The sequence below is a fragment of the Streptomyces longispororuber genome (assembly GCF_014656095.1).
Lineage (GTDB): Bacteria > Actinomycetota > Actinomycetes > Streptomycetales > Streptomycetaceae > Streptomyces > Streptomyces longispororuber.
Genome location: NZ_BNBT01000046.1, coordinates 1 through 22,394, shown reverse-complemented (window position 1 = coordinate 22,394; position 22,394 = coordinate 1). Strand labels below are relative to the sequence as shown.

At 75.4% G+C, this 22,394-nt stretch carries 15 protein-coding genes and 1 pseudogene; 3 read left to right on the top strand and 13 right to left on the bottom strand.

Features of this window, described 5'->3' with window-relative positions:
• Positions 1 to 4: 4 nt before the first annotated feature.
• From IE330_RS16755 to IE330_RS16740, 4 genes are all read right to left on the bottom strand, one after another.
• Positions 5 to 856: a sugar ABC transporter permease gene (locus IE330_RS16755; protein WP_190136848.1), complete on the bottom strand. Its 852-nt coding sequence runs from the start codon at positions 854 to 856 to the stop codon at positions 5 to 7.
• A gap of 2 nt (positions 857 to 858) precedes the next feature.
• A complete protein-coding gene (locus tag IE330_RS16750; RefSeq protein WP_190136820.1) occupies positions 859 to 1,872 on the bottom strand; it encodes a carbohydrate ABC transporter permease in 1,014 nt (337 codons plus the stop codon).
• A 2-nt stretch (positions 1,873 to 1,874) separates the two neighbouring features.
• The gene (locus tag IE330_RS16745) at positions 1,875 to 3,146 is read right to left on the bottom strand and encodes an extracellular solute-binding protein (RefSeq protein ID WP_190136819.1); all 1,272 of its coding nucleotides are present in this window, start codon (positions 3,144 to 3,146) and stop codon (positions 1,875 to 1,877) included.
• A 358-nt stretch (positions 3,147 to 3,504) separates the two neighbouring features.
• Positions 3,505 to 4,746, bottom strand: a complete 1,242-nt coding sequence (locus IE330_RS16740; RefSeq protein WP_190136847.1) for an aminotransferase-like domain-containing protein — start codon at positions 4,744 to 4,746, stop codon at positions 3,505 to 3,507.
• 350 nt (positions 4,747 to 5,096) lie between these two features.
• Here IE330_RS16740 and hppD point away from each other — a divergent pair, with 350 nt between their 5' ends.
• On the top strand, positions 5,097 to 6,221 hold the full coding sequence (hppD, locus tag IE330_RS16735) for a 4-hydroxyphenylpyruvate dioxygenase (protein ID WP_190136818.1): 1,125 nt from the start codon (positions 5,097 to 5,099) through the stop codon (positions 6,219 to 6,221).
• 28 nt (positions 6,222 to 6,249) lie between these two features.
• Positions 6,250 to 7,416 (top strand): alpha-hydroxy acid oxidase, encoded by a 1,167-nt coding sequence (locus tag IE330_RS16730; protein WP_190136846.1) that lies wholly within the window; start codon positions 6,250 to 6,252, stop codon positions 7,414 to 7,416.
• Between the two features lie 58 nt (positions 7,417 to 7,474).
• Here IE330_RS16730 and IE330_RS16725 read toward each other — a convergent pair whose 3' ends face one another.
• From IE330_RS16725 to IE330_RS16705, 5 genes are all read right to left on the bottom strand, one after another.
• Positions 7,475 to 9,019, bottom strand: a complete 1,545-nt coding sequence (locus IE330_RS16725; protein WP_190136817.1) for a tryptophan 7-halogenase — start codon at positions 9,017 to 9,019, stop codon at positions 7,475 to 7,477.
• A 171-nt stretch (positions 9,020 to 9,190) separates the two neighbouring features.
• Positions 9,191 to 14,284, bottom strand: a complete 5,094-nt coding sequence (locus tag IE330_RS16720) for a non-ribosomal peptide synthetase (RefSeq protein WP_229925702.1) — start codon at positions 14,282 to 14,284, stop codon at positions 9,191 to 9,193.
• 322 nt (positions 14,285 to 14,606) lie between these two features.
• Positions 14,607 to 15,719 (bottom strand): ParB/RepB/Spo0J family partition protein, encoded by a 1,113-nt coding sequence (locus IE330_RS16715; protein ID WP_229925701.1) that lies wholly within the window; start codon positions 15,717 to 15,719, stop codon positions 14,607 to 14,609.
• Positions 15,720 to 16,413: 694 nt separating this feature from the next.
• A complete protein-coding gene (locus tag IE330_RS16710) occupies positions 16,414 to 17,922 on the bottom strand; it encodes a glycerophosphodiester phosphodiesterase family protein (protein WP_229925700.1) in 1,509 nt (502 codons plus the stop codon).
• 137 nt (positions 17,923 to 18,059) lie between these two features.
• Positions 18,060 to 18,515 (bottom strand): MarR family winged helix-turn-helix transcriptional regulator, encoded by a 456-nt coding sequence (locus IE330_RS16705; protein WP_190136814.1) that lies wholly within the window; start codon positions 18,513 to 18,515, stop codon positions 18,060 to 18,062.
• A 101-nt stretch (positions 18,516 to 18,616) separates the two neighbouring features.
• Here IE330_RS16705 and IE330_RS16700 point away from each other — a divergent pair, with 101 nt between their 5' ends.
• Positions 18,617 to 19,399, top strand: a complete 783-nt coding sequence (locus IE330_RS16700) for a dioxygenase family protein (protein ID WP_190136813.1) — start codon at positions 18,617 to 18,619, stop codon at positions 19,397 to 19,399.
• A 14-nt stretch (positions 19,400 to 19,413) separates the two neighbouring features.
• Here the strand turns inward: IE330_RS16700 and IE330_RS16695 are convergent, their stop codons facing one another.
• The 4 genes and pseudogenes from IE330_RS16695 to IE330_RS16680 form a co-directional block, all read right to left on the bottom strand.
• Entirely contained in the window at positions 19,414 to 20,079 is a 666-nt protein-coding gene (locus IE330_RS16695) for an HAD family hydrolase (protein ID WP_190136812.1), read from the bottom strand.
• A 4-nt stretch (positions 20,080 to 20,083) separates the two neighbouring features.
• Entirely contained in the window at positions 20,084 to 20,287 is a 204-nt protein-coding gene (locus tag IE330_RS16690) for a hypothetical protein (protein ID WP_190136811.1), read from the bottom strand.
• A 189-nt stretch (positions 20,288 to 20,476) separates the two neighbouring features.
• A complete protein-coding gene (locus IE330_RS16685) occupies positions 20,477 to 21,406 on the bottom strand; it encodes an N-acetyltransferase (protein WP_190136810.1) in 930 nt (309 codons plus the stop codon).
• Positions 21,407 to 21,480: 74 nt separating this feature from the next.
• A pseudogene (locus tag IE330_RS16680) lies at positions 21,481 to 22,394 on the bottom strand (hypothetical protein); the annotation flags it as partial.

Sequence of the window (22,394 nt, the reverse complement as noted above, 5' to 3'; positions counted from 1 at the left end):
GGTGTCAGGACTTCGTCGCGCCGGCGGTGAGGCCGGAGACGAGGTGGCGCTGGACGAACCCGAAGATCACCGCGGCGGGTACGGCCACGATGACCGCGGCGGCCGTCAGCGAGCCCCAGTCGCTGGTGTACTGGTTGACGAAGGTCTGCAGGCCGCCCGCGAGGGTGAGGTTCTCCTCGCCGGTCATGAACGCGGAGGCGTAGGCGACCTCGGCCCAGCCGGTGATGAAGCTGTAGAAGCCGGTGACGGCGAGGCCGGGCTTGGCGAGCGGCAGGATGAGCCGCCAGAAGGTGCCGAACGGGTTGAGCCCGTCCACGCGCCCCGCCTCGTCGATCTCCACCGGGATGGTGTCGAAGTAGCCCTTCATCATCCAGGCGCAGAACGGCACCGCGATGGTGAGGTAGGTGAGCACCAGGCCCAGGGGCTGGTTCAGCAGCTCCATGCTCGCGAGCAGGTTGTACAGCGGCACGATGAGCACGGCGACGGGGAACATCTGCGTGATGAGCAGGAGCCACATCAGGGGCCGCATGCCGGGGAACTTGAACCGGCTGACGGCGTACCCGGTGGTCGCGGAGATGAACACGCCGATGACCGTGGTCAGGCCGACGACGAACAGGGAGTTGGCCACCCAGTGCAGGAACTTGGTGTCGTTCAGGACGTGGTCGTAGTTGCCGAGCGTGAAGTCCTTGACCAGGGCCGTGGAGAACGCCTCGCTCTGCGGCTTGAACGAGGTCACCAGGAGCCACAGGGGCGGCAGCACCGCGATGGCACTGGCGATCAGCAGGGTGGTGTGCAGCGCGACGGAGGCGAGCGGGCCGCGCTCGCCGCGCGGCCGCGGCGTGCCGGTCTTCTTCATGGTCACCACACCTCTCCTTGCTTGCGGAGCGCGCGGCGGTAGACCACCGCGAAGAGCGACAGGAGCACCAGGATGAGCACGCCCCAGGCCGCGGAGCCGGCGAAGTCGCGGGGGCTGACGACGAACGACAGGCGGTAGGCGTACGTCACCAGGATCTCGGTGGCGTCGCCCGGGCCGCCCCGGGTCAGCAGGAAGATCACCGGGAACATGTTGAAGGTCCAGATGGCGCTGATGAGCACCACGGTGGTGGCGACGGGCCTGAGGCCCGGCAGGGTGATGTGGCGGAAGCGCTGCCAGGCGTTCGCGCCGTCCATCTCCGCGGCCTCGTACAGCTCCGCCGGGATGGACTGGAGGCCGCCGAGCATGGCGACGAGCATGAACGGCACACCCAGCCACACGTTGACCGTGATCACCGAGAGCTTGGCCCAGGTGGGGTCGTTCAGCCAGGGGACGGCGTCGATGCCGCCGCCTTCGAGGATCTTGTTGAGGACGCCCTTCTTCTCGTTGAAGAGCAGGCGCCAGGTGAAGACCGAGACGAAGGCGGGCACCGCCCAGGGCAGGATCAGCGCCATCCGGTAGAAGGAGCGGCCCCTGAGCTTGCGGTTGAGCATGTTCGCGAGGACCAGGCCGAGCGCGAACGACAGGGCGACGCAGGACACCGTCCAGATGACGGTCCAGGTCAGCCGGTCCCAGAAGACGCCGTCGTCGAGGATGGCCCGGTAGTTGTCCAGGCCGACGGACTCGTACGTCGCCGGGATGTGGTTGACGCCGATGGTGCGCTCGACGTTGGCCTCGTTGGCGTCCGTCGTCGACAGGTACAGGCCGCGCACCAGGGGGTAGCCCACGATGACGCCGATGACGGTCACCACGGGGGCGACCATGGCCCAGGCGTACCAGTGGGTGCTCAGCGCCCTGCGCAGGCGTCCGGGGTTCTTGCCCGCGCGGGGGGCGCGGCCGCGGACGCCGTCACGGGCGTCCGCGGCCCCGGCCACCCGGGGGCCGCTCTCGACAGCCATCGCTACTTGTAGTCCTTGAGGAGCTTGCGGTAGGCGTCGCCGATGCCCTTGGCGCCGCCCTCGGGCGAGGTCTTGCCGCTGAGCACCTTCTGCATCTGGAGGCGGACGGGCTCGAACAGCGAGTTGCCCTCGGGGATCCACGGGCGCTGCACGGACTTGTCGACGGCGGGCTTGAAGAACTGCACCATCTGGTTGTCCTTGACGGACTTGACCTCGTACACGGAGGTGCGGGTCGGCAGCAGGCTGAGCTTCTCGGTGGTCTGCTGCTGCACCTTCGCCGAGCTCATGTACTTGATGAACGCGTAGGAGGCGTCGAGGTTCTTGGAGCCCGCGTACGCGGCGAGGTTCCAGCCGCCCTGCGGCGAGGCCTGGCGGGCGCTGCCGCCGGGCACGGGCGCGACGCCGAGGTTGGCCTTGTCGTTCTTGAACTGCTTGCCCGCGAGGGCGCCCTCGATCGACCAGGGGCCGTCGAGCGCCATGGCGACGTCGCCGTCCTTGAAGGCGTTGAGCTGGTTGTTGTAGCCGTCGCTGGCGTCGGTGACCGCGGCCTTGGAGTCGACGAGGTCCTTCATGACGGCGAAGGCCTTGCCGCCCTCGGCGTCGTCGACGGTGATCTCCTTCTTCTCGGTGTCGAGGAGGTCCCCGCCCTCGCCGTAGAGGTACGGCAGGTAGAAGTACGGGTCGTCGCCGCGCAGGTAGAGGCCGGTCTTGCCGGACTTCGACTTGATCTTCTTCGCGGCGGACTTCACCTCGTCGAAGGTCTTGGGCACCGCGACGCCGGCGTCCTTGAGCATCTTCTTGTTGTAGAAGAGCGCGAGGGTGTCGATGGTCTGCGGGACCGCGTACGTCTTGCCCTTGAACTTGGTGCTGGCGGCGGCCTGCGGCAGGTAGTCGTCGGGCTTGTCGAGCGCGGCGGTGCCGTCCAGCGGGGCCAGGTAGCCGAGGTTGGCGAAGTCGGCGACCCAGGCGACCTCGGTGCGCATCACGTCGGGGGCGCCGGAGTTGCCGCCCGCGGCGTTCTTGAACTTGGCGTTGGCCTCGCCGAACGGGACGTTCACGTAGTTGACCTCGACGCCCGGGTGGAGGTCCTCGAAGCCCTTGGCGAGCTTCTCGTACGTCGCCTTCTCGGCGTCGTTCGCGGTGTCCCAGAAGGTGACGGTGCCGGAGAGCTTGCCGCCGCTCTTCTTCCCGCTGTCGCCGTCGTCGCCGCCGCACGCCGCCGCTGTCAGCGCCAGGGCGGCGGCCACCGCGGTGGCCGCTATGCCACGCCGCATGTGAACTCCTTCAACTGGTCCCGGAAAAGCCCGGGGTGGTCCCGGAATGACCCGGAAGAGGGGGAGACGAAGAGGTGCCTCCTGCCGGCCGCACTCGGACGCGGCGCCGGGTTGGCAGGAACGTAACAGGCCTGCAAACGTCTCGAAAGACCTTGCGGCGATTTTCTGCAAGAACCGGCGATCGTTACCGGCGCGTGTCCTGCGGGTTGCGGTCGATGCCGCCGGAGCACGCCGCAAGCTTGCGCAAGGGGTGGGCGCCCGGGCCCGCCCTCACCGGGCTGGGGGCGCAGTTCCTCGTCCGGCTGGATAGAACGCTCGTTCTACGGGAGAGGTTGTCTGGCGGGGGCCCTGCCCGTGGTCAGGCCCGCGGCAGCCGTTCGGTGACGAGCGCGGCGAGCCGGTCCAGGCCCTCCTCGATGCGGTCCGGCGTCAGGGTGCTGATCGAGAGGCGCAGTTGATGGTGGCCGGCCGTGGAGCCGTAGAAGTGGTGCATGGGCGTGAAGAGCACGCCGTGGCGGCGGGCCGCGTACGCGAGGAGCTCGTCGTCGACGGTGAAGGGCACGGTGACGACGAGGAAGAAGCCGCCGGTGGGCGCGTTCCAGGTGACGCCCGGGCAGTGACCGAGGCGGCGCCGGAGGCCGTCGCGGACGTGGTCCAGGTTGCGCCGGTAGACCTCCGCCTCGCGGCGGTTGGCGGCGGCCATGCTGCACCCGTGGGCGAGCAGCTTGCCACCGATGACGGCCTGCGCGATCGGCGGGGTGTTGACGGTCAGCATGCTCTTGATCTTCGAGAGCTCGTCGGCGAGCAGGACGCTGCCGCCGCGCCCGCCCGTCACCCGCTGCCCGGCCACGACGTAGCCCACCCGGGCGCCCGGCATGCCGGTCTTGGCGAACGAGCCGAGGTACACGACGCGCTGGTGCCGGTCCAGGGCCTTGAGGGTGGGCGGCCGCTCGGGGGCGGTGTTCAGGAGCCCGTACGCGTTGTCCTCCAGGAGCAGCAGGTCCTCGGCCTCCGCGAGGTCGAGGAGCCGCCGGCGGTCGGCGAGGGAGAGGCTGACGCCCACGGGGTTGGCGAAGTCGGGGGTGACGTAGCAGGCGCGGACGCGCCGGCCCGCGGCGCGCGCCTGCCGCAGCCGGGCCGACAGGTCGTCGAGGTCGAGGCCCGTCTCCCCGGTGCGTACGGGCAGGACGGGCAGGTCGGCGAGGAGCGCGGCGCCGGTCAGGCCGACGTACGTGGGGCTGGGCGCGAGCAGCGCGTCCCGGTCGCCGGCGCGCAGCGCGCGCAGGACCAGGAACATGGCCTCCTGGCAGCCGACCGTGACGACCACGGACGCCGGGTCGGCCTCGATGCCCTCGTCCACGGCGAGGCTCCGCGCGACGAGACCGGCGATGATGCCCTTGGTGTCGCCGTACTGGAACAGGGCGCGGGCCACGGCGGCCTCGCTCATGCCGAGGTCGCCGCGCAGGTGCGCGCAGAACTCCCGCAGGTAGGCGTGGATCTGCTCCACGTCGTAGAAGCCCTCGTAGGGGCGGCCCGCCGCGAAGGAGATCGCGTCGGGGTACGTGCCCGCGATCTCGTTGAGGAGGGTCATGGACTCCATCGACGCGTCGCCGAGCGAGGCGTGCAGGGTCTGTGCGTGCAGGCTCACCGCGTCCGACGCGGCACGGCTGATGTCCGGTTCGTGGATGTCCCTCACCTGCGTCCTCGGCCGGCGGTGGGCGGCGCCGGGGCGCGACCCCGCACGCTGCTGGTCTCCCTCCCGTCCTTCCCGTCCTCGCCCGCCTCGCCCTCCCCGCGTCGTCTTCTCCGCGTCGTCTTCTCCGACAGGTGCGGCGACGCGGCGGACCACCTTACGATCGGGTCGCCTCCGCATGTTCGGCCCCGCAGTGTCCGGCCCCGCCGCCCGACGGTAACGACATCCACCCCACCCATGGAAGTGCGAGGGCTCCGATGACGCATTCACCCGAACGGCCCCCGGCGAGGGGCCGCCCCGGCGCCGCCGCGGACCTCACGGACCTGGGCGTCGACTACGTCGAACTGTACGTCGAGGACCTGGACTCCGCCGTGTCCGCCTGGACCGGCGGCTACGGCTTCGCGGTCGCCGGCACCGGCGGCGGCGCCGGGCACCGCGGTGTGGCCCTGCGCCAGGGGCGTACGACGCTGGTGCTGACCTCGGCGTCCTCCGGGCGGCACCCGGCGTCCGCGTACGTGAGCGCGCACGGCGACGGCGTCGCGGACATCGCGCTGCGCACCGCCGACGTGCCCGCGGCCTTCGCCGCGGCAGTGGCAGGCGGGGCGCGGCCGGTGCGGCGGCCGGTCCCGCACCCGGGTGCGGGGCCGCGCGTCACGGCGGCCGTGGGCGGCTTCGGCGACGTGGTGCACACGCTGGTGGAGCGCGCGCCCGGAGAGGGCCCGGGGCTGCCCGCCGGGTTCGTCCCGGTGCCGGGGGCCGCGGAGCCCTCCGGCGGGGCGGGGCTCCTGGACGTCGACCACGTCGCGGTGTGCGTGGAGGCGGGCGACCTCGACGCGACCGTCCGCCTCTACGCGGACGCCCTGGGCTTCCGGGAGATCTACCAGGAGCGCATCACCGTCGGCGCGCAGGCGATGGAGTCCAAGGTCGTGCAGTCCGCGGTGACCGGCGCGGTCACCCTGACGCTCATCGCGCCGGACCCGGCGGCGGAGCCGGGGCAGATCGACGAGTTCCTGAAGGCGCACCACGGCGCGGGCGTGCAGCACCTGGCCTTCTCCAGCGACGACGCCGTCCGCTCGGTGCGGGCGCTGTCCGCGCGCGGCGTGACGTTCCTGAGGACCCCGGGCACGTACTACGACCTGCTCGGCGAGCGCATCGGCCTGCGGACGCACACGCGGGAGGAGCTGCGGGCCACGAACCTCCTCGTGGACGAGGACCACGGGGGCCAGCTCTTCCAGGTCTTCACCGCGTCGGCGCACCCGCGCGGCACGCTCTTCTACGAGGTCATCGAGCGCCGGGGCGCGCGGACCTTCGGCAGCGCCAACATCAAGGCCCTGTACGAGGCCGTGGAGCTGGAACGGACCGGCAGGCGTGGCGGGCGCTGACCTCCCGGCGGGAGTGCCGGGCGCGGGCCTGCCGGGCGCGGCCGGTCCCGCGCCGGACGGCCTCCCGGCCGCGGAGGGCGCCGGTCCTGCCTGCCCCGACGGGCTCGGGGAGCTCGACGACCTCGCCGCCGTCGAGCGGGCGGCCGCGGCCGTGCTGCCGCGCGACGTGTGGGACTTCGTGGCGGGCGGCAGCGGCCAGGAGCGGACGCTCGCCGCCAACCGCGCGGCGTTCGACCGCCTGTACGTCACGCCCCGGGTGCTCAGGGACGTCTCGGCGTGCGCCACGGACACGACGCTCCTCGGGCGCCCGGCGCGGCTGCCGGTGGCCGTCGCGCCGGTGGCCTACCAGCGGCTGCTGCACCCGCACGGCGAGGTGGCCGCCGCGCGGGCGGCACGCGCGGCGGGCGTGCCGTTCACGGTGGCGACCTTGAGCAGCGTCCCCGTGGAGGAGGTCACCGCCGTCGGGGGCACCGTCTGGTTCCAGCTCTACTGGCTGCGGGAGCCGGGGCGGTCCCTGGACCTGGCGCGCCGGGCGGAGGACGCGGGGTGCGCCGCGGTCGTGCTCACCGTGGACGTGCCCTGGATGGGGCGCAGGGCACGCGACGTGCGCAACGGCTTCGCGCTGCCCGCGCACGTGGACGCCGCGCGCCTCGACGCCGGGGCCGGCTCGGCGGCGCACCGGGCGCCGGGGCGCGGCTCGGCGGTGGCCGCGCACACCGCCGGGGCGTTCTCGGCGGCCCTGACCTGGCGTCGCGTGGCCGAGCTCCGGGCCGCGACCCGACTGCCGCTCGTCCTCAAAGGGGTCCTCGCGCCCGAGGACGCGGTGCGGGCGGTGGAGCTGGGCGTGGACGCGGTCGTGGTCTCCAACCACGGCGGGCGCCAGCTCGACGGCGCCCTGCCGGGTGTGGAGGCGCTGCCCGCCGTGGCCGAGGCGGTGCGGGCGGCCGGCGGCGGGTGCGAGGTGCTGCTCGACGGCGGGGTCCGCCGGGGGGTGGACGTGCTCGGGGCGCTGGCCCTGGGCGCCGACGGGGTCCTGGTGGGCAGGCCGCCGCTGTGGGGGCTCGCGGTGGCCGGGGAGGCCGGGGTGCGGCACGTGCTCGACCTGCTCACGGCGGAGCTCCGGGACGCGCTGGGGCTCGCGGGGTGCGCCGGGGTGGCCGCGGCGCGGGAGCTGCGGGTGACGCGGCTGCCGTGAGGGGACGTCAGGGCTACGGGGTACGGGGGTACGTCGGGTCCACCGGGGCACGTGCGGCTTAGTGGAGTACGTCCGGGTTCCGGGGTACGTCCGGGTGGGTGGGGGCCGGTGGGACGCCCGGGTCGTGCCAGAGCATGCCGTCCGCGGTGGGCACCAGGCCGCCCTCGGACAGCGGCGCCTCGGGCTCGGCGTCCTCGCCGAGCAGGGCCCGCATCTGCACCTGCCCGCCCTCGCGCATCACCTCGCGCACCACGGAGGACGTGAACAGCGGCACCATGCTGCCGTCGGTGCTGCCCGCGACCGCGTCGACGGCGTCGGCGAACTCCGCGGACCCGGCGCGCAGCCGCGCCGCGACGGCATCGGCGTCCGTGAGGACCTGTTCGCCGGAGGAGACCCCGCCGATCAGCTCGACGAACGACTCCAGCTCGGGGCGGTCGGCGCGGGTGACCTTCTTGGCCCGCCAGAAGTACGAGTCCTCGTCGTGGTGCATCTCGTAGAAGGAGAGCAGGAACTCGTAGAAGACGCCGTACTCGCGGCGGTAGCGGGCCTCGAACTCCCGCAGGGCGCGCGGCTCGTCGACGGTCCCGGCGAACACGCTGTTGAGGGAGCGGGCCGCGAGCAGCGCGCCGTACGTGGCGAGGTGGACGCCGGAGGAGAAGACGGGGTCGACGAAGCAGGCGGCGTCGCCGACGAGCACCATGCCGGGGCGGGAGAACGTCGTGTGGTGGTACGAGTAGTCCTTGCGCACGCGCAGCTCGCCGTAGGGGCCGGTGGTGACGCGCCGGGCGTCGGACAGGTACTCGCTGATCAGCGGGCACTCGTCGATGAGGGCGAGGAGGGCCCGGTGCCGGTCGCCGCGGATCTTGTCGGCCAGCTCGCGGCGGACGACGGCGCCGACGCTGGTCAGGGTCGCGCTGAGGGGGATGTACCAGAACCAGCCGCTGTCGAAGGCGACGGAGAGGATGTTGCCGGAGTTGGGTGCGGGCAGCCGCTTGCCGCCCTCGAAGTAGCCGTACAGGGCGAGGCTGCGGAAGAAGTCCGAGTACACGCGGGTGCCGCCCACCCGCTGGTGGATGCGGCTGCCGTTGCCGGAGGCGTCCACGACGAACGCGGCGAGCGCCCGGCGCTCGTGGCCGTCGGCGTCCGTGTAGCGCACGCCCCGCACCCGCTCGTCGTCGGCGACGACGTCGAGGACGGCACAGCCCTCGCGGACCTCGGCGCCCACGCGGCGCGCGTGCTTGAGCAGGATGTCGTCGAACCGGGACCGCTCCACCTGGTACGCGTACGACGTCGGCCCGGACATGCGTGGCGACACGGCGAAGGCGAACGTCCAGGGCTCGGGGTTGGCGCCCCAGCGGAAGGTGCCGCCGCGCTTGCGCGGGAAGCCCGCCGCGGCGAGCTCGTCCGCCACCCCGGTCAGCCGGCACACGCCGTGCACCGTGGCCGGCAGCAGGGACTCACCGATCTGGTGGCGGGGGAAGTGCTCCTTCTCCAGGACCAGGACGCGGTGTCCGCGCAGCGCCACCAGCGCGGCCAGGGTCGATCCGGCGGGACCCCCGCCGACCACCACCACGTCGAACTCCTCGGCGTCCGGCAAGGCCATCCCGCTCCCCTCTCGGGTCTCCCGCGTCGTCCCGGGGCTTCTCCCGGTCCGGTCCGTGGTCTTTCGGGGGCTTCTCCCGCGGCCGGAGCCCCGGCTCCTCGCCCGGCGGTCCCGCAGGTGCCGTCGAGTCTGGTGAGGTCCGCGGCGGGGCGTCAAGCGGGTGCGGGGCCACTACGCGCGCCCGCCGGTGCGCGCGGCCACGGCGGTCAGCGCGGCGCGCCACGTCGCGCCGGTCCCCGCGGCGGCCGCGGTGTCGAGGAGGGCGCCGGGCCAGCTCAGGGTGAGCGTGAGCGCGGGGCCGTCCGGGGTGGCGCGGACCGCGGCGCTCGCCTCCAGGACGTGGCGGACGGGCATGCCGGGAGGCGCGCAGCCGCCGCACGCCGGGTCCCCGGCCGGTTCCCAGGCCGCGGCGGCCCGCGGTGTGGCGCCGCCGGGGAGGCGGTCGAGGAAGGTGAAGCCGATGGGGGGACGCGGCGGGGCGGCCCGGGGGCTCGCGGTGCCGGGGCGGGGGGCGCGCGGGAGGCCGTGACCGGTGGCGTCGGCGGGGACCGCCCGGGCCTGTTCCCTGACCGCCGCCAGGAGCGCGCCCGCCGCGGGGCCGCCGGACAGGGCCTCCGGCAGGTCGATGCCGCCGAGGTCGAGCCGGACGGGGCGGGTGCGGGTGAACCAGCCGATCGTGCGCGCCAGTTGCGCGCCGTCACCGGCCGCCGTGCGGCCGTCCTCCTCCACGTCCACGAGGTACGTGGTCACGCCTCGGCCGTGTGCCAGCGCGCCCGCGAGGCCCGCGAGGAGCACCTCGTGCGGGGTGCAGTCGAAGAGCGCCGTCGTCCTGGTCAGGAGCGTGCCGGTGGGGCCGGGGGACAGCGTCCACGAGCGGTGCTCCAGGCTCGCCACGGTGTCGCGCCGAGGGTCGAACGCACGCCGGGCCAGAGCGGTTTGCGGGGTGTCGAGCGCGGCTGTCCCCGCCTCCGGTTCCGCCGCGCGGTGGTCCGTGCGGGCCCGCGCGGTCAGGCACTCCGCCCACCGCCGGAACGAGGTGCGCTCCGGCTCCGGCGCGGGCTCGCGTACGGCGGCGACGGCCTCGCAGGCCGTGCGCAGGTCCGACAGCAGGATCCGCCACGACGCCGCGTCGACGACCAGGCGGTGCACGACGAGGACCAGCCGCCCGACCCGGCGCGGACCGGCGTCCAGCCACACCGCCTGCAGCAGCACACCGGAGGCGGGGTCGAGCCGCCGGACGGCGTCCCGGGCGACACGGCACGCGACTCGGTCCAGGGCGGCCTCGGTGGGGGCCGTGTGGGCGCGCGACGCCTGGGCGCGCGACGCTTCGGTCGGGGCCGCCTCGGTGCGGGACGCCTCGGCCAAAGCCGCCTCCGTGCGGGACGTCTCGATTGGAGCCGCCTCCGTCGGGGCCGCCTGGCTGCGCATCGCCTCGGTGCGGGCCGCCTGGGCGCGCGGCGCCTCAGCGCGGATCGCCTCGGTGCTGGACGCGCCAGTCAGAGCTGCTTCGGTCGGGGCCGCCTGGGTGCGCGACGCCTCAGCGCATGTCGCCTCGGTGCGGGACGCCTCCGTAGGGGCCGCCTCGTCCGTGGCGGTGTCGGGGGAAGGCGCGTCCCCTGTGGGGGCGACGGGCGCGGGGGGCCGGTCCGGAGCCGTGTCCACGGGAGTGGCCTCGGTCGCGTCGACGCGTGTGACGAGCGCGCCCGCGTCCACCGTCCCGGGTGGGCCGGCCACCAGCACCCGGCGGTCCGTCGTGCGGGCCCGCAGCATCGGGTGGGCGTCGAGGACGACGCCGAGCCCGGCGGCGAGCACGTCGCGGCCGAGGCCGGGCGGCGCCCCGACCACCGTCCACTGGGCGAACTCCGGGTGGGCCGCCCACTCCCCCAGCTCCCGCATCACCGGCGTCCACGGCACCTCGCCCACGCCCTCGTCGCTCCCCGCGCGGGCGGCGGCGCGGGCGGCCACGGCCGCGAGCGCGGCGGGGGTCTCGTGCGCGAAGACGTCCTGGGAGGCGAAGGCCAGGTGGGCGCGGCGGGCCCGCGCCGCGAGCCGCATCGCCAGGAGGGAGTCACCGCCCAGCTCGAAGAAGCTGTCCCCGACGCCGACCCGTGCGACGCCGAGCACGTCGGCGAACAACCGGCACAGCGTCGCCTCGGCATCCGTGCGCGGCGTCCCCTCCGCCACCGCGTCGCCCGTGAGGTCCGGCGCGGGCAGGGCGGCCCGGTCCACCTTGCCGTTGCGCGTCACGGGCAGCTCGTCCAGGACCAGGACGACGGCGGGCACCATGTACGCGGGCAGCGCCGCGGCCGCGTACCGGCGTACCGCGGCGCCGTCCACCGGCTGCCCGTCGGCGACGACGTAGCCGGTCAGCCGCCGCTCGCCGGGGCCGGAGCGCGGGGCCGTCACCACCGCCTGCGCCACACCGGGGCAGGCCGCGAGGACCGCCTCCACCTCGCCCGGCTCCACCCGGAAGCCGCGGATCTTCACCTGCTCGTCCGCGCGGCCCGCGAACACCAGCGTCCCGTCGCCGGTCCACCGGGCCAGGTCACCGGTGCGGTACATGCGTCCGCCGGGCGTGTACGGGCACGCCACGAACCGCTCCGCCGTCGGCCCGGGCCGCCCCCGGTAGCCCTGGGCGAGGCCCCCGCCCGCCACGTACAGCTCGCCCACCACGCCCGGCGGCACCGGCAGCAGGAACGCGTCGAGGACGTACGCCCGGCGGCCGGGCAGGGGGCGGCCGATCGGCAGCACCGGGCCGACCGGCTCGCCCGGCCGCCAGGTGTGCCAAGTGGCGCACAGGGTCGCCTCCGTGGGGCCGTACAGGTGGCGCACGGTCAGGTCCGGGCACGCGGCGCGCACCCGGGCCACCGACGCCGCGGGCACCACGTCCCCGCCCGTCAGGACCTCCCGCAGCCCTCCAAGGCAGCCGGGCGTGTCAGCGGCGACGACCCGGAAGGCGCCCGCCGTCAGATGCAGCCGCGTGACGCCCTGCGCCGCGTACGCCCGCACCCGCGCGGCGTCCACAGGACCCGGCCCCGCCACCACCACCCGGGCGCCCGCCGCCAGCGGCACCCACACCTCGTACAACGAGACGTCGAACGCGTGCGGCGCGTGCATCAGCACCGCGTCGCCCGGCCCCACCCCCCACTGCGCCTGACCCACCAGCGCCGCCACACTGCCGTGCGGCACCGCCACCCCCTTCGGGACGCCCGTCGACCCGGAGGTGTACATCACGTACGCGACGTCGTCCGGCCCGACCCGCACCGCGGGCCCGTCCCCGCGGGCGGCCGACTCCCGCTCGGTGGCGGGCTCGTCGAGGACCACGACGTGCGCCCCGCTCGCCGGCACCGCGCCCCGTGTCGACCGCGTGCACAGCACCACCGCCGGGGCGCCGTCGCGCAGGAGCCGCGCGTTACGAGCCGTTGGCGCCGACGTGTCGACCGGTACGTACGCCGCCCCGGCGCGCCAGACGCCGAGCAGCGCCGCCACCAGGCCTGCGGAACGCTCCATGGCCACCGCCACGAGGTCGCCGCGCCCGACGCCGAGCCCGGCGAGGAGCCCGGCCACGCGGCCCGACGCCTGCCACAACTCCGCGTGGCTCAGGTGTCGTTCGCCGTCCGTCACGGCGGTCGCGCCGGGGGTGGTGGCGACCTGCCGCGCGATGAGCTCCGGCACCGGCCCGGCGGGGGCACCGCCCGCCGTGGCACCCCGGTCCGCGCGGACCGGTGCGCGTGCGGGGCCGGTGAGGACGGCGACGCGGCCCAGCGGTAGCGACGGGTCGGCCGCGATCTGTTCGAGCACGCGGGTGAGCATGTCGCCGACGGCATCGCCGAGTTCGCGGTCGACGAGGCCGGGGCGGCGGGTGACGTCCACGCGGAGGCGCGTGCCGGGGACGACGCCGACCGTCAGGGGGTACCGGGCGGCCCGGTGGTGCTCCACCGGGGTGAAGGTGACGGCGCCGGAGCGGGGGGCGGCACCCGCGTCGCGGGGGCGGTCCTCGTCGCAGGGGCGGTGCTCGTCGCGGGGGTGGCCCTCGTCCACCAGCAGGGTGTCGAAGGCCGCGCCCGGACCGGCCGCCTCCTGGATCCCGGCGAGGCCCAGGTGCCGGTGCGGCAGCAGGGCCGCCCGGCGCTCCTGGAGCGTGGTGAGCAGCCGTACGACGGGCTGTGCCGGGTCGAGGCGCACGCGTACCGGGATCGTGGTGCCGAACGGGCCGACCGCGGACGCGGCGCCGGGCGGCTCCGGCGGGCGGCACGCCACCGTGGCCCCGAAGACCACGTCCGTGCGCCCGGCCGGGCGGGCGAGGACCAGCGCCCAGGCGCCCCACACCACCGTGCTCAGGGGGAGGTCGTGGTCACGGGCCAGGCGGGTGAGGGCGGCGGAGGCCTCCGGGGACAGGTGGACCGACGTCCTGACCGGGGCCTCGGCGTCTCCCGCTGTCGACGCCAACAGGGACGGCACGACGGGCTGTTGGGGCGTCCCCTGCGGAGGTTCTCCCTCTCGTGGCCCCGGTGGCGTCCCGCCGATGAGCGTCGGCTCCTCCGCGTCGGCGAACTCCGCGCGCCACGCGGCCCGCGCGGCCTCCTTGTCCTGGCGGTCCAGCCACGCCGCGTACGCGGTGGGGGACATCACCGGCGGCAGCGACGAGGTGTCCGCCCCGGCCGCGTACGTCGTGGCCAGTTCGTCGAGCATGACCGTCAAGGACCGGTCGTCCAGCGGGAGGTGGGCGTACGTGAGGAGGAGCCGGTGGCGGCCTTCGGCGAGGCGGACCAGGAGCAGGCGCGGGAGCGGCGCGTCGGCCGGGTCGACGCGGCGGGCGCGCTCGTGCGCCGCGAGGCGGTCCAGCTCCGCGCGGGCGGCCCGTTCGGGGAGGCCGGAGAGGTCCGCCTCGGCCCACGGGAGTGTGACCTCGCGCAGGACGCACCGGCCCGCCGCACCGGGGCGGAACCCCGCCCGCAGGGTCGCGTGGCGGGCGGCCAGGGCCTGCCAGGACGCACGCAGCCGGGCGGGGTTCAGCGGCCCCGCGACGGACAGGACGGCCTGGGCTGTGGAGGTGGCAGACCCCTGGCCGTCAGGTTTCCCGCCGTTGGGTTCCTGGTCGTCACATCCCACCCCGGCTTCGGAGTCGGCGTGGGAGGTCAGGCCTGACGGGCGCGGCGACAAGGCCGGGTCCGGGGCCTGGCCCGGCGTCGGTACCGGGGTGGCGCTGTCGCGGTCGGCGGAGTCCCGGCCCGCTGGTTCCTGACCGTCCGTGCGTGCCGTCACGGCCACCGTCCTCCTTCGCGTGCTGCGCGTTTTCCGGGGCGGGGTGAGGCCAGGGGTCGAGCGGGTGGGAACGGGCCGGGTGCCGGTGGCCGTGGCGCTCGTACGCAAGGACGGTAGCGCCCCGCGCCGACGCCGACCAGCGAGCGGCGGCAGGTGCGAGAAGCACACGGCGCACGCACCCCGGCCAGGCGTCCGCCGCAACCCACGCCCCCACCGACCGACCGACCGCCCAACCGCCCGAGCGCCCAACCGCCCGAGCGGCCGACCGCCCGAGCGGCAGGATTGCGCGGTTGGACGGCGGGGCCCGTGCCTCCGTGTCGTATCAGGCCGTCTCGGCGACCTTCCGCTGGACGCGTTCGGCGACGTCCGCCCACATCTCGGCGCAGTCGACGGCGAGGCGGGCGACGATGCCCCCGCAGTGCGGCGGCACCTGCTCGATGATCCTTTCCCAGTCCGCCGGGGCGAGGGTGTGCAGGGTGAGCAGCCGCAGCAGCGTCCGCCCGGTCTCGCTGAACCGCAGCGCGGGGTCCGCCATGAGCCGCTCCACGGCGGCGGCCCGGTCCTGGGCCGGGGCACGGTCTCGGGCCGGGCTGCGGCCCTGCGCCCCGTCACGACCCTGGGCCGGGGTGCGGTCCTGGGCCGGGCTGCGGTCTCGTGTCGGGGCGCGGTCCGGGGCCCGTGCCGGGGCGAGGTTCCGGGGCGGGGCGTGGTCGGGCACCGCCACCGGGCCGGAGCCGCCGCGCCGGGCGGACGGTCCGCCCGGGCCCGCGGGCCGTCCACCGCGGCGGAGCTGCGGATCCTCGCCGCGCAGCATGCGGTTGCGTACGTCGCGGACCGTCTCGGGCGAGATGCGGGCGGCCCGGGCGACCTGGCGCAGCGACAGGCCGGGGTTCGCGGCGATGATCTCGCCCGCCAGCCTGCGCCCCTCGGCGCCGTTGACCGGGCGGACCCGGCCGTCCTGGCCGAGGCGGCTGGTCCCGCGGGCGCCGCCGGGCGCGCGCCTGCGGATCTCGGCGACGGTGCCCGGCGCGATGCCCGCGACCGAGGCGATCATGCGGTCCGACCAGTGCGGGTGCGAGGTGATGATGCGCCGGGCGGCCCCCTTGCGGTCGGCCGTCGTCAACGGCAGGCCGTGGGCGATGTTGGCCTCGACGGCCAGCACGAACGCGTCGGCCTCGGCGCCGTGGAAGAACCTGGCCGGGATCGTGGCGCGGCCGCGCAGCTCCGCGGCCCGGACGCGGTGCAGCCCGTCGATGACCCGCATCGTCGGGTGGTGCACGGTGATGGGCGGCAGCGCCGCGCGCACCGCGGCGAGCACCTCCACGTGGTCCGCGTCCACTCCGGAGAGCCTCGGCGAGCAGGCCGTCGACAGCGCGGCGATCTCGACGTCGACGACCTCCCGCCGGTCGACGCGCGGGGGTCCTGGGATGGTCAACTCACCTCACCCCCGCGGATCGTGGAACGCCGCACACGGGCAAACCGCGCACGGGCAGGCCGCACACGGGCAGGCTGGCTATGGTCACCGTCACTGTGTCTCCCCCGCTGTGAGCCACGGCACCCCGCACCGCGGACGTCTCCCCAGAAGTACGCGGTGTCGAGAAGTACACGGTGTCGAAGGACGTGCCGTGGACGTACGTATAACGAGAACGGACCGTACGGACGAAAGGCGCCGCACGGGCACGTGTCGAGCGGCGACGGCGGTGCCGCGCGCCGGTGGTCCCCCCAGCGACTGCTGGTCAGGCAGCGGCTGTCGTCGCGTGGTCGTCCGGCCGCCGCGATGCCCCGTTGCCGTTGCGCCGTCGCCCCGGCTGCCGCCGTTGCCGCGCTGCCGTACCGTCGGCCGGACACGACCACCTTAACAACGCGCTTTCCGGCTGAATACCCCTCATTAACAGGCAGGCCAGGGCGTGGACACCCCTACCGACCCCTGTTTTGGGGACGGCGGACGGGACGCGTATCCGACGGCTTGCCCCGGCCCGGCACCGGAAGGGCGGCCCGGACCCGGCTTTCGGCCACGGCTCCCCCTCCGGCGACTACCAGCGGCTTGCGCGCCCCGCCGGTCGCCCACCACCCACATCAGGCCGACCGCCTTACGAGCGGATTACCCGGCTCCGCCTTCCCGGCGGCGCTCACGGCCCTTTCGGTGGTGCGGGCGAAGCGTCCGCGACGGAGGGCCCGTCGGCCCGCCGGACGGGCCGCCACCTCGGTTCGAGCTGGAGGTAGTCCAGGTTCCAGTTCTGGAACGCGCCCTCGTCCAGGGACAGCCGCAGCGTGTGGCGGCCGCGGGGCAGGCGCAGCGTGACGCGGCTGCGCTGGAGCTCGTAGGCGCGGTGGGCGGTGGTGATGCCGACGGCGACGGGCCCGCTCGGCGCGCCCCGGCCGAGGGCGATCCGGTAGCTCCCGGCGGGCGAGTACGGCGAGGAGACGCGGGCCGCCACGGTGTAGCGGCCGGGCCGCGCCACGTCCACCTGGTACGTGAGCCACTCCGAGCCGCGCATCCAGCACACCGCGATCGCGCCGTCGTGGTCGCAGACGTCGACGCCCTCGCCGGGCCGGCCGGGGCCGTCGCCGCGGTTGTCCGCGTCGGTGTCGTGGTACGCGACGCCCTCGCCGCCCTCGGCGTAGGCCTCGCCCTGGACGCGTACCGCGCCGCGCGGCACCGCGCCCGCCCGCCCGGTGGCCAGGTACTCCTCCAGCGCCTCGACGTCGTCGGTCTGGATGACGTTCGCCCGGTAGGTGCGCAGGAGCGCGCCCCAGCCGCGCGCCGGGTCGATCAGCGAGGCCTCGTCGGTGTGCCCGGCGGCGAGGTCGTCCTCCATGCTGTTGATCCAGACGCGGCCGGTGGACCGCAGCCGCCCCAGGAACGCGGGGTCGGCCACCGCGTCGTCGGTCTTGTCGAAGCCGACCTCGTAGGCGAGGGGCTGGTCCGGGCCGAACTCCTCCACGGCGCCGCGGTTGTCGTCGTCGAGGGTGTGCGCGTACAGGGCGCCGCGGTGTCCGGCGAGGAACGCCCGCACCTCGTCCACCGGCGCGGCGGACTTGAACAGGCCGTTGCGCACGGTGCCGGTCGCGGTGAGCACCCGCCACGCCTCCTCCCGGGCGTCCCACGCCTTGTCGAGGTTGACCAGGCCGCGCCGCTTGGCCACGCGCATCACGTCGGCGAGCGTGGGGACGCGCTGCCCGGTGAGCGGGGCCTGTGCGCCGCCGAGCCCCTTGCGCAGGCGCAGCCGGCCCAGCTCGGCGAGGGTGAGATCGGCGACGCGGCCCTTGCCGTCGGTGGTGCGGTCCACGGTCGCGTCGTGCATGAGGACGGGGACGCGGTCCTTGGTGAGCCGTACGTCGACCTCGACGAGTTCGGCGCCGTCCGCGAAGGCCGCCCGTACCGCGGCGAGGCTGTTCTCGGGCGCCTCGCGCCACTGGCCGCGGTGGGCGACGGTCATGACCTTGGCGTCGGCACCGCGGTCGAGGAAGTCGCGGTACGCGCGGTCGGCGGCGCTCTCCTGGGGCACCGCGCGCGCGACGGCGTCCGGCGCGGCGCCGAGCACGACGAGCGCGCAGACGGCGGTGAGGGCGGCGACGGGGCGGCGCGGGCCCGGCCGGGCGTGGGGGTGCGGGAGGTCCTGGGGGCGCTGGATCATGGCCGTGAGCATCGGGCAGCGAGGGCCCCGGGTCCACGACCCCGCCCCGGCATGTCCCCCGGCCGTCCGCCGCCCGGCCCCCTGGTGTGGCCCGCGGGACCGGCCCCGGCACCGTCACCCGCCCGGCCCGCGCGCCCTCATCCGCCCAGCCGTCGGGCCACCTCCCCGAGCCCTTCCTTGACCGCGGCGAGCTGGTCGGGCGTGAGGACGTCGACGAGGTGGGCGCGGACCACGCCGACGTGGCCCGGGGCGGCGGCCTCCAGGCGCCGGCGGCCCTCGTCCGTGAGGACGGCGTAGACCCCGCGCACGTCGTCGCGGCAGGAGCTGCGGCGCACCAGGCCCGCCTTCTCCAACTGCGTGACCTGGTACGTGAGGCCGCTCTTGCTGGTGACGACCACGGCGGCGAGCTCGGTCATGCGCAGCCGCCCGCCCTCGGCGGCACCGAGCCGCACGAGCACCTCGTACTGGAGGTGGGACAGGCCGGACTCGTCCTTGAGCTGCTCCTCGATGCGCCGGTTGAGCAGCGCCCCGGCGGTCAGGAAGGCCTGCCAGGCGGCCATCTCGTCGTCGTTGAGCCAGTGCGTCTCGGGCATGGGCCCAGCCTACGCCCTGTTGTTCAAATTCAAACAAGCCGGTACGGTGGGGTGTGGTTCAAATTTGAACTTCCCCGTCCTCCGTACCCAAGGAGCCGACCATGACCGGCGCAGCCGCCCAGCGCATGCCGTCCCTCTTCCTGAGCCACGGCGCCCCCACCCTGGCCGAGGACGCCGACTGGCCGGGCGAGCTGGCCCGCTGGGGCGCCGAGCTGCCCCGGCCGACGGCCGTCCTGATGGTCTCCGCGCACTGGGAGGAGGCCCCGCTCGCCCTCGGCGCCACCACCACCGTGCCGCTGATCTACGACTTCTGGGGCTTCCCGGAGCACTACTACGGCGTGCGGTACGCCGCCCCGGGCGCCCCCGCCCTCGCCGAGAAGGTGCGCAAGCTGCTGCGCGGCCCCGGCATGCCCGTGCAGGACCTGCCCGAGCGCGGCCTGGACCACGGGGCGTACGTACCGCTGCGGGAGATGTACCCGGACGCCGACGTGCCGGTGCTCCAGATGTCCCTGCCGACGCTGGAGCCGCGGCGCCTGCTGGACATCGGCCGCAAGCTGGCCCCGCTGCGCGACGAGGGCGTCCTGATCGTCGGCAGCGGGCACTTCACCCACAACCTGCGGGCCATCAACCCCGGCAACCAGGTCCCGGCCGTGCTCGCCGAGTTCGACGAGTGGGGCGAGCGCGCCCTGGCCGCCGGGGACGTGGACGCCCTCCTGGACTTCGCGCACAAGGCGCCGGGTGCCCGCCTGGCCCACCCCCGCGAGGAGCACTTCGTCCCGCTCGCGGTCGCGCTCGGCACGGCGGCGGACGACCCGCGCGCCCAGCGCAGCGTCATCGAGGGCACCTGGCTGGGCCTGTCCAAGCGCTCGGTGCAGTTCGGCTGAGGCCCGGCGGCCGCTCACCGCTCGCCGGTGAGGACCCCGCTGTCGATGTCCTTGAGCAGGTCGGCGGGGGTGCCGTACACGGCGGCCGCACCGGCCTCCTCCAGGTCGTGCCGGGGGATGCCGCCGCAGAGCAGCCCCACGGCACGCACCCCGGCCCGGCGCGCCGCCCGCATGTCCCACACGGTGTCGCCGACGAACACCGCGTCGTCCGGGCCGCACCCGGCGATCTCCAGGGCGTGGTGGACGGGGTCGGGCGCGGGCTTGCCCGCGGAGACGTCGTCGGCGCTCGCGACCCCGGCGATCACGTCGTCGGCGTCGATGGCGCGGCGCAGCGCCGCCAGCTCGCCGCCGCCCGCCGAGGTCGCGAGGACGATGCGCCAGTCGCGGTCGGCGAGGGCGTACAGGAGGTCGCGGGCGCCCTCCAGCGGGGCGAGCCGGTCGAAGTAGGTGCCGTACAGCGTGGTGTGCGCGGAGCTGAGCTCCTCGTCACGGTCACGGTCGCGGCCGTCGCCGAGCAGACGGGCGATCAGGTCGCCGGAGCCGAGCCCGATGGACCGGTGGATGTCGTGCGTGGCGACCGTCTCGCCCGCCTGCCGGAACGCCTCCCACCAGGCGACCACGTGCAGGTGGTTGGTGTCGGCGAGGGTCCCGTCGACGTCGAAGAGCGCTGCGCGCGCCATGGTGCTACGCCTTCCCGCCGCCGTGACCGCGCCGGGCGTCCTCCTGCGCCCCGACGCTGGGGGTGAGCGGGTCCGCGGCCTCGCTGTCCTTCTCGGCGTCGCGGTCGTCCCCCAGGTGCCGGGTGGCCGCGTCCTCGGCCTCCTCGAAGACCTCCTCCGCGGCCGTGTCCGCGGGCTCCTCGGGGCGGTGGTCGGGGCGGTGCGTCATGGTGTTCCTTCCGTACGAGGTCAGGACAGGCCGGTACGGGCCGGGCGCCCCCGACGGCTCCCGCCCGGCGGGGACGCCGTGGTGCTCCCGTCCCACCCTCCGACGGATGGGACGCGGACACCACCGGAACGACCCGTACGTCTGTCCGGTCCGACGCGGACACGGGTGCCCCGGAGCCGCCCGGCTGAATCAGGGGCGCGCGGTCGCGTCCCGATGGCGCCAGCCCCGGTCCGTGCGCACCAGCTCGGTGAAGCCCAGCCGCTGTGCCCGCGCCAGGGCGGCCGTGTCGTGCGCGTCCTCGTAGGTGAGCAGCCGGTCGGCCCCGGCCAGGCGCAGCCACCGCGCGGCCCGGCCCAGGAGCCAGGCGTCCAGGCCGTCGACGCCGTGGCCGGGTGCGGTGCGGAAGTCGCCGACGTCCGCCAGGGAGCCGTTGCGGGCCTGCCGCTCGGGCCGGCCGAGGGAGGTGTCGACCTCGATGTGGCCGAGGTCGCGCCCGTCCAGGCGGGCCGTGAAGCGGGTGCCGCAGGCGCCGAGGGTACGCACGGCGGACAGCCCCGGGTGCGGGGCCTCGGGCACCGGCAGGTCGGCCACGGCGGCGAGGAGGACGACCTCCGTGTGGCCCTCGTGCCGGAACCCGTGGCGCTCGTAGACGGCGCGGACGTGCGGCCAGGTCCGGGGCAGGCCGTACACGGCGGGCGCGGGCAGGGCGCCGTCGGCCTCGCGCATCCGCACGCCCCAGCGGGCCAAGCGCGCGAGGCAGGCGCCCATCAGCAGGTCGGCGGCCTCGTCCGCGTCCGGCCGGAAGGGTGCGGCCGGGTGTGCGACGAACCACTCCACGGCGCCCGCGCCCCGGTGGTCGGGCCCGACGTCGGCGCCGTCGCGGTAGCGCAGCAGGTGCGCGGCGGCCACGACGGACGACCGCTGCTCGGCGACGAGCGTCACGCGCTCGGCCACCCACGGGTCGACGACGAACTCGTCGGGCCGACGCTCCAGATGGCCGAGGACGGTGTTCACGGAGACGGAGACGCCGGGCACGACGGCGGCCACGTGGGCGTTCACCAGCTCGGTGAGCTGGTCGCGGTCGTCACGGTGGAAGGGGCGTACCTGCGCTGCGGGCATGGCGGAACCTCACGGTGCGGAGCCGGTCGGGCTCGGGGTCGTGGAAGCCGCCATGCGATGCGGTACGCCGCGCATCATACGGCCGGTTCGAGCGCCGCCGCCACGGTCACGGCCTTCAGCGCGAGGTCGTTGCCGGCCGTCAGGCAGGGGCGCAGCTCCACCACGCCGTCGGCGCCGGCGTACCGGGCGACGGGGAAGGCGTCGGTGCGGCGCCGGTCCACGATGTCGCCGCGCAGCCGGGCGATCCGGACCGCGTCGCCCTGGTCGTCGTACGGCTCCAGGCGCAGGTCCCAGGTGCCGTGGCCGCCCGCGTGCCGCGCCGCGTCGGCCAGCGGGATCTCGGCGGTGAAGCAGCCCGCCTCGTCGATCCGGCAGCGGGCCTCGAAGGCGGCGCCGCCGCCGCGCAGGCGTGCCGTGAGCCGGTAGTGGTGGCCGCGCGTCGCGTCGCCGTACAGGCTGCCGGTCAGCGTGACGGCCTCCTCGCCGACGGCGAGGGTCTCCAGCTCGGCGTGGCCCTGCCTGCTCCAGGTCCGCAGGGAGAGGTTGCCCTCGCGGGTGCGGTACGGCACCGCCGTGGCGAAGCCCGCGCCGGAGGGGTGCGGCGGCACGGTGGGCGCGAGCAGGCGCCCGGTCTCCACCAGGCCGGCCGGTGCCCGCCGGACGCGGCCCTTGTCGCGCCCGTGCCGCAGGTGGACGTTCCAGCACCCCTCGGCCATGGGGCGGCCGCTGCGGTGCAGCAGCAGCTCGACCTCAGGACCGGTGCCGCCGGTGACCTCGAAGGGCAGCCGTACCTCGGTGTCCTCGGTGCCCGCGCGCGGCCGGAGCAGGAGCTGCCAGTCGCCGCGCGGCAGGTCCGCCGTCGGTACGCGGAAGTACAGGGAGCCGTCCGGGGCCACGCGGCAGCCGACGGGGACGGGCGGCAGGCCCTTGCCGAGCAGGGCGGCCACGCCCAGGCGCTCGGCGAGGGCGCCCGCGCGCTGCCGGTTCA

Coding starts and splice junctions, on each gene's coding strand:
- IE330_RS16690 (WP_190136811.1), bottom strand. CDS start 20,287: ATGACGCACCGCCCCGACCACCGCCCCGAGGAGCCCGCGGACACGGCC.
- IE330_RS16755 (WP_190136848.1), bottom strand. CDS start 856: ATGAAGAAGACCGGCACGCCGCGGCCGCGCGGCGAGCGCGGCCCGCTC.
- IE330_RS16685 (WP_190136810.1), bottom strand. CDS start 21,406: ATGCCCGCAGCGCAGGTACGCCCCTTCCACCGTGACGACCGCGACCAG.
- hppD (WP_190136818.1), top strand. CDS start 5,097: ATGACGCATTCACCCGAACGGCCCCCGGCGAGGGGCCGCCCCGGCGCC.
- IE330_RS16700 (WP_190136813.1), top strand. CDS start 18,617: ATGACCGGCGCAGCCGCCCAGCGCATGCCGTCCCTCTTCCTGAGCCAC.
- IE330_RS16740 (WP_190136847.1), bottom strand. CDS start 4,746: ATGGAGTCCATGACCCTCCTCAACGAGATCGCGGGCACGTACCCCGAC.
- IE330_RS16745 (WP_190136819.1), bottom strand. CDS start 3,146: ATGCGGCGTGGCATAGCGGCCACCGCGGTGGCCGCCGCCCTGGCGCTG.
- IE330_RS16705 (WP_190136814.1), bottom strand. CDS start 18,515: ATGCCCGAGACGCACTGGCTCAACGACGACGAGATGGCCGCCTGGCAG.
- IE330_RS16725 (WP_190136817.1), bottom strand. CDS start 9,019: ATGGCCTTGCCGGACGCCGAGGAGTTCGACGTGGTGGTGGTCGGCGGG.
- IE330_RS16695 (WP_190136812.1), bottom strand. CDS start 20,079: ATGGCGCGCGCAGCGCTCTTCGACGTCGACGGGACCCTCGCCGACACC.
- IE330_RS16750 (WP_190136820.1), bottom strand. CDS start 1,872: ATGGCTGTCGAGAGCGGCCCCCGGGTGGCCGGGGCCGCGGACGCCCGT.
- IE330_RS16710 (WP_229925700.1), bottom strand. CDS start 17,922: ATGATCCAGCGCCCCCAGGACCTCCCGCACCCCCACGCCCGGCCGGGC.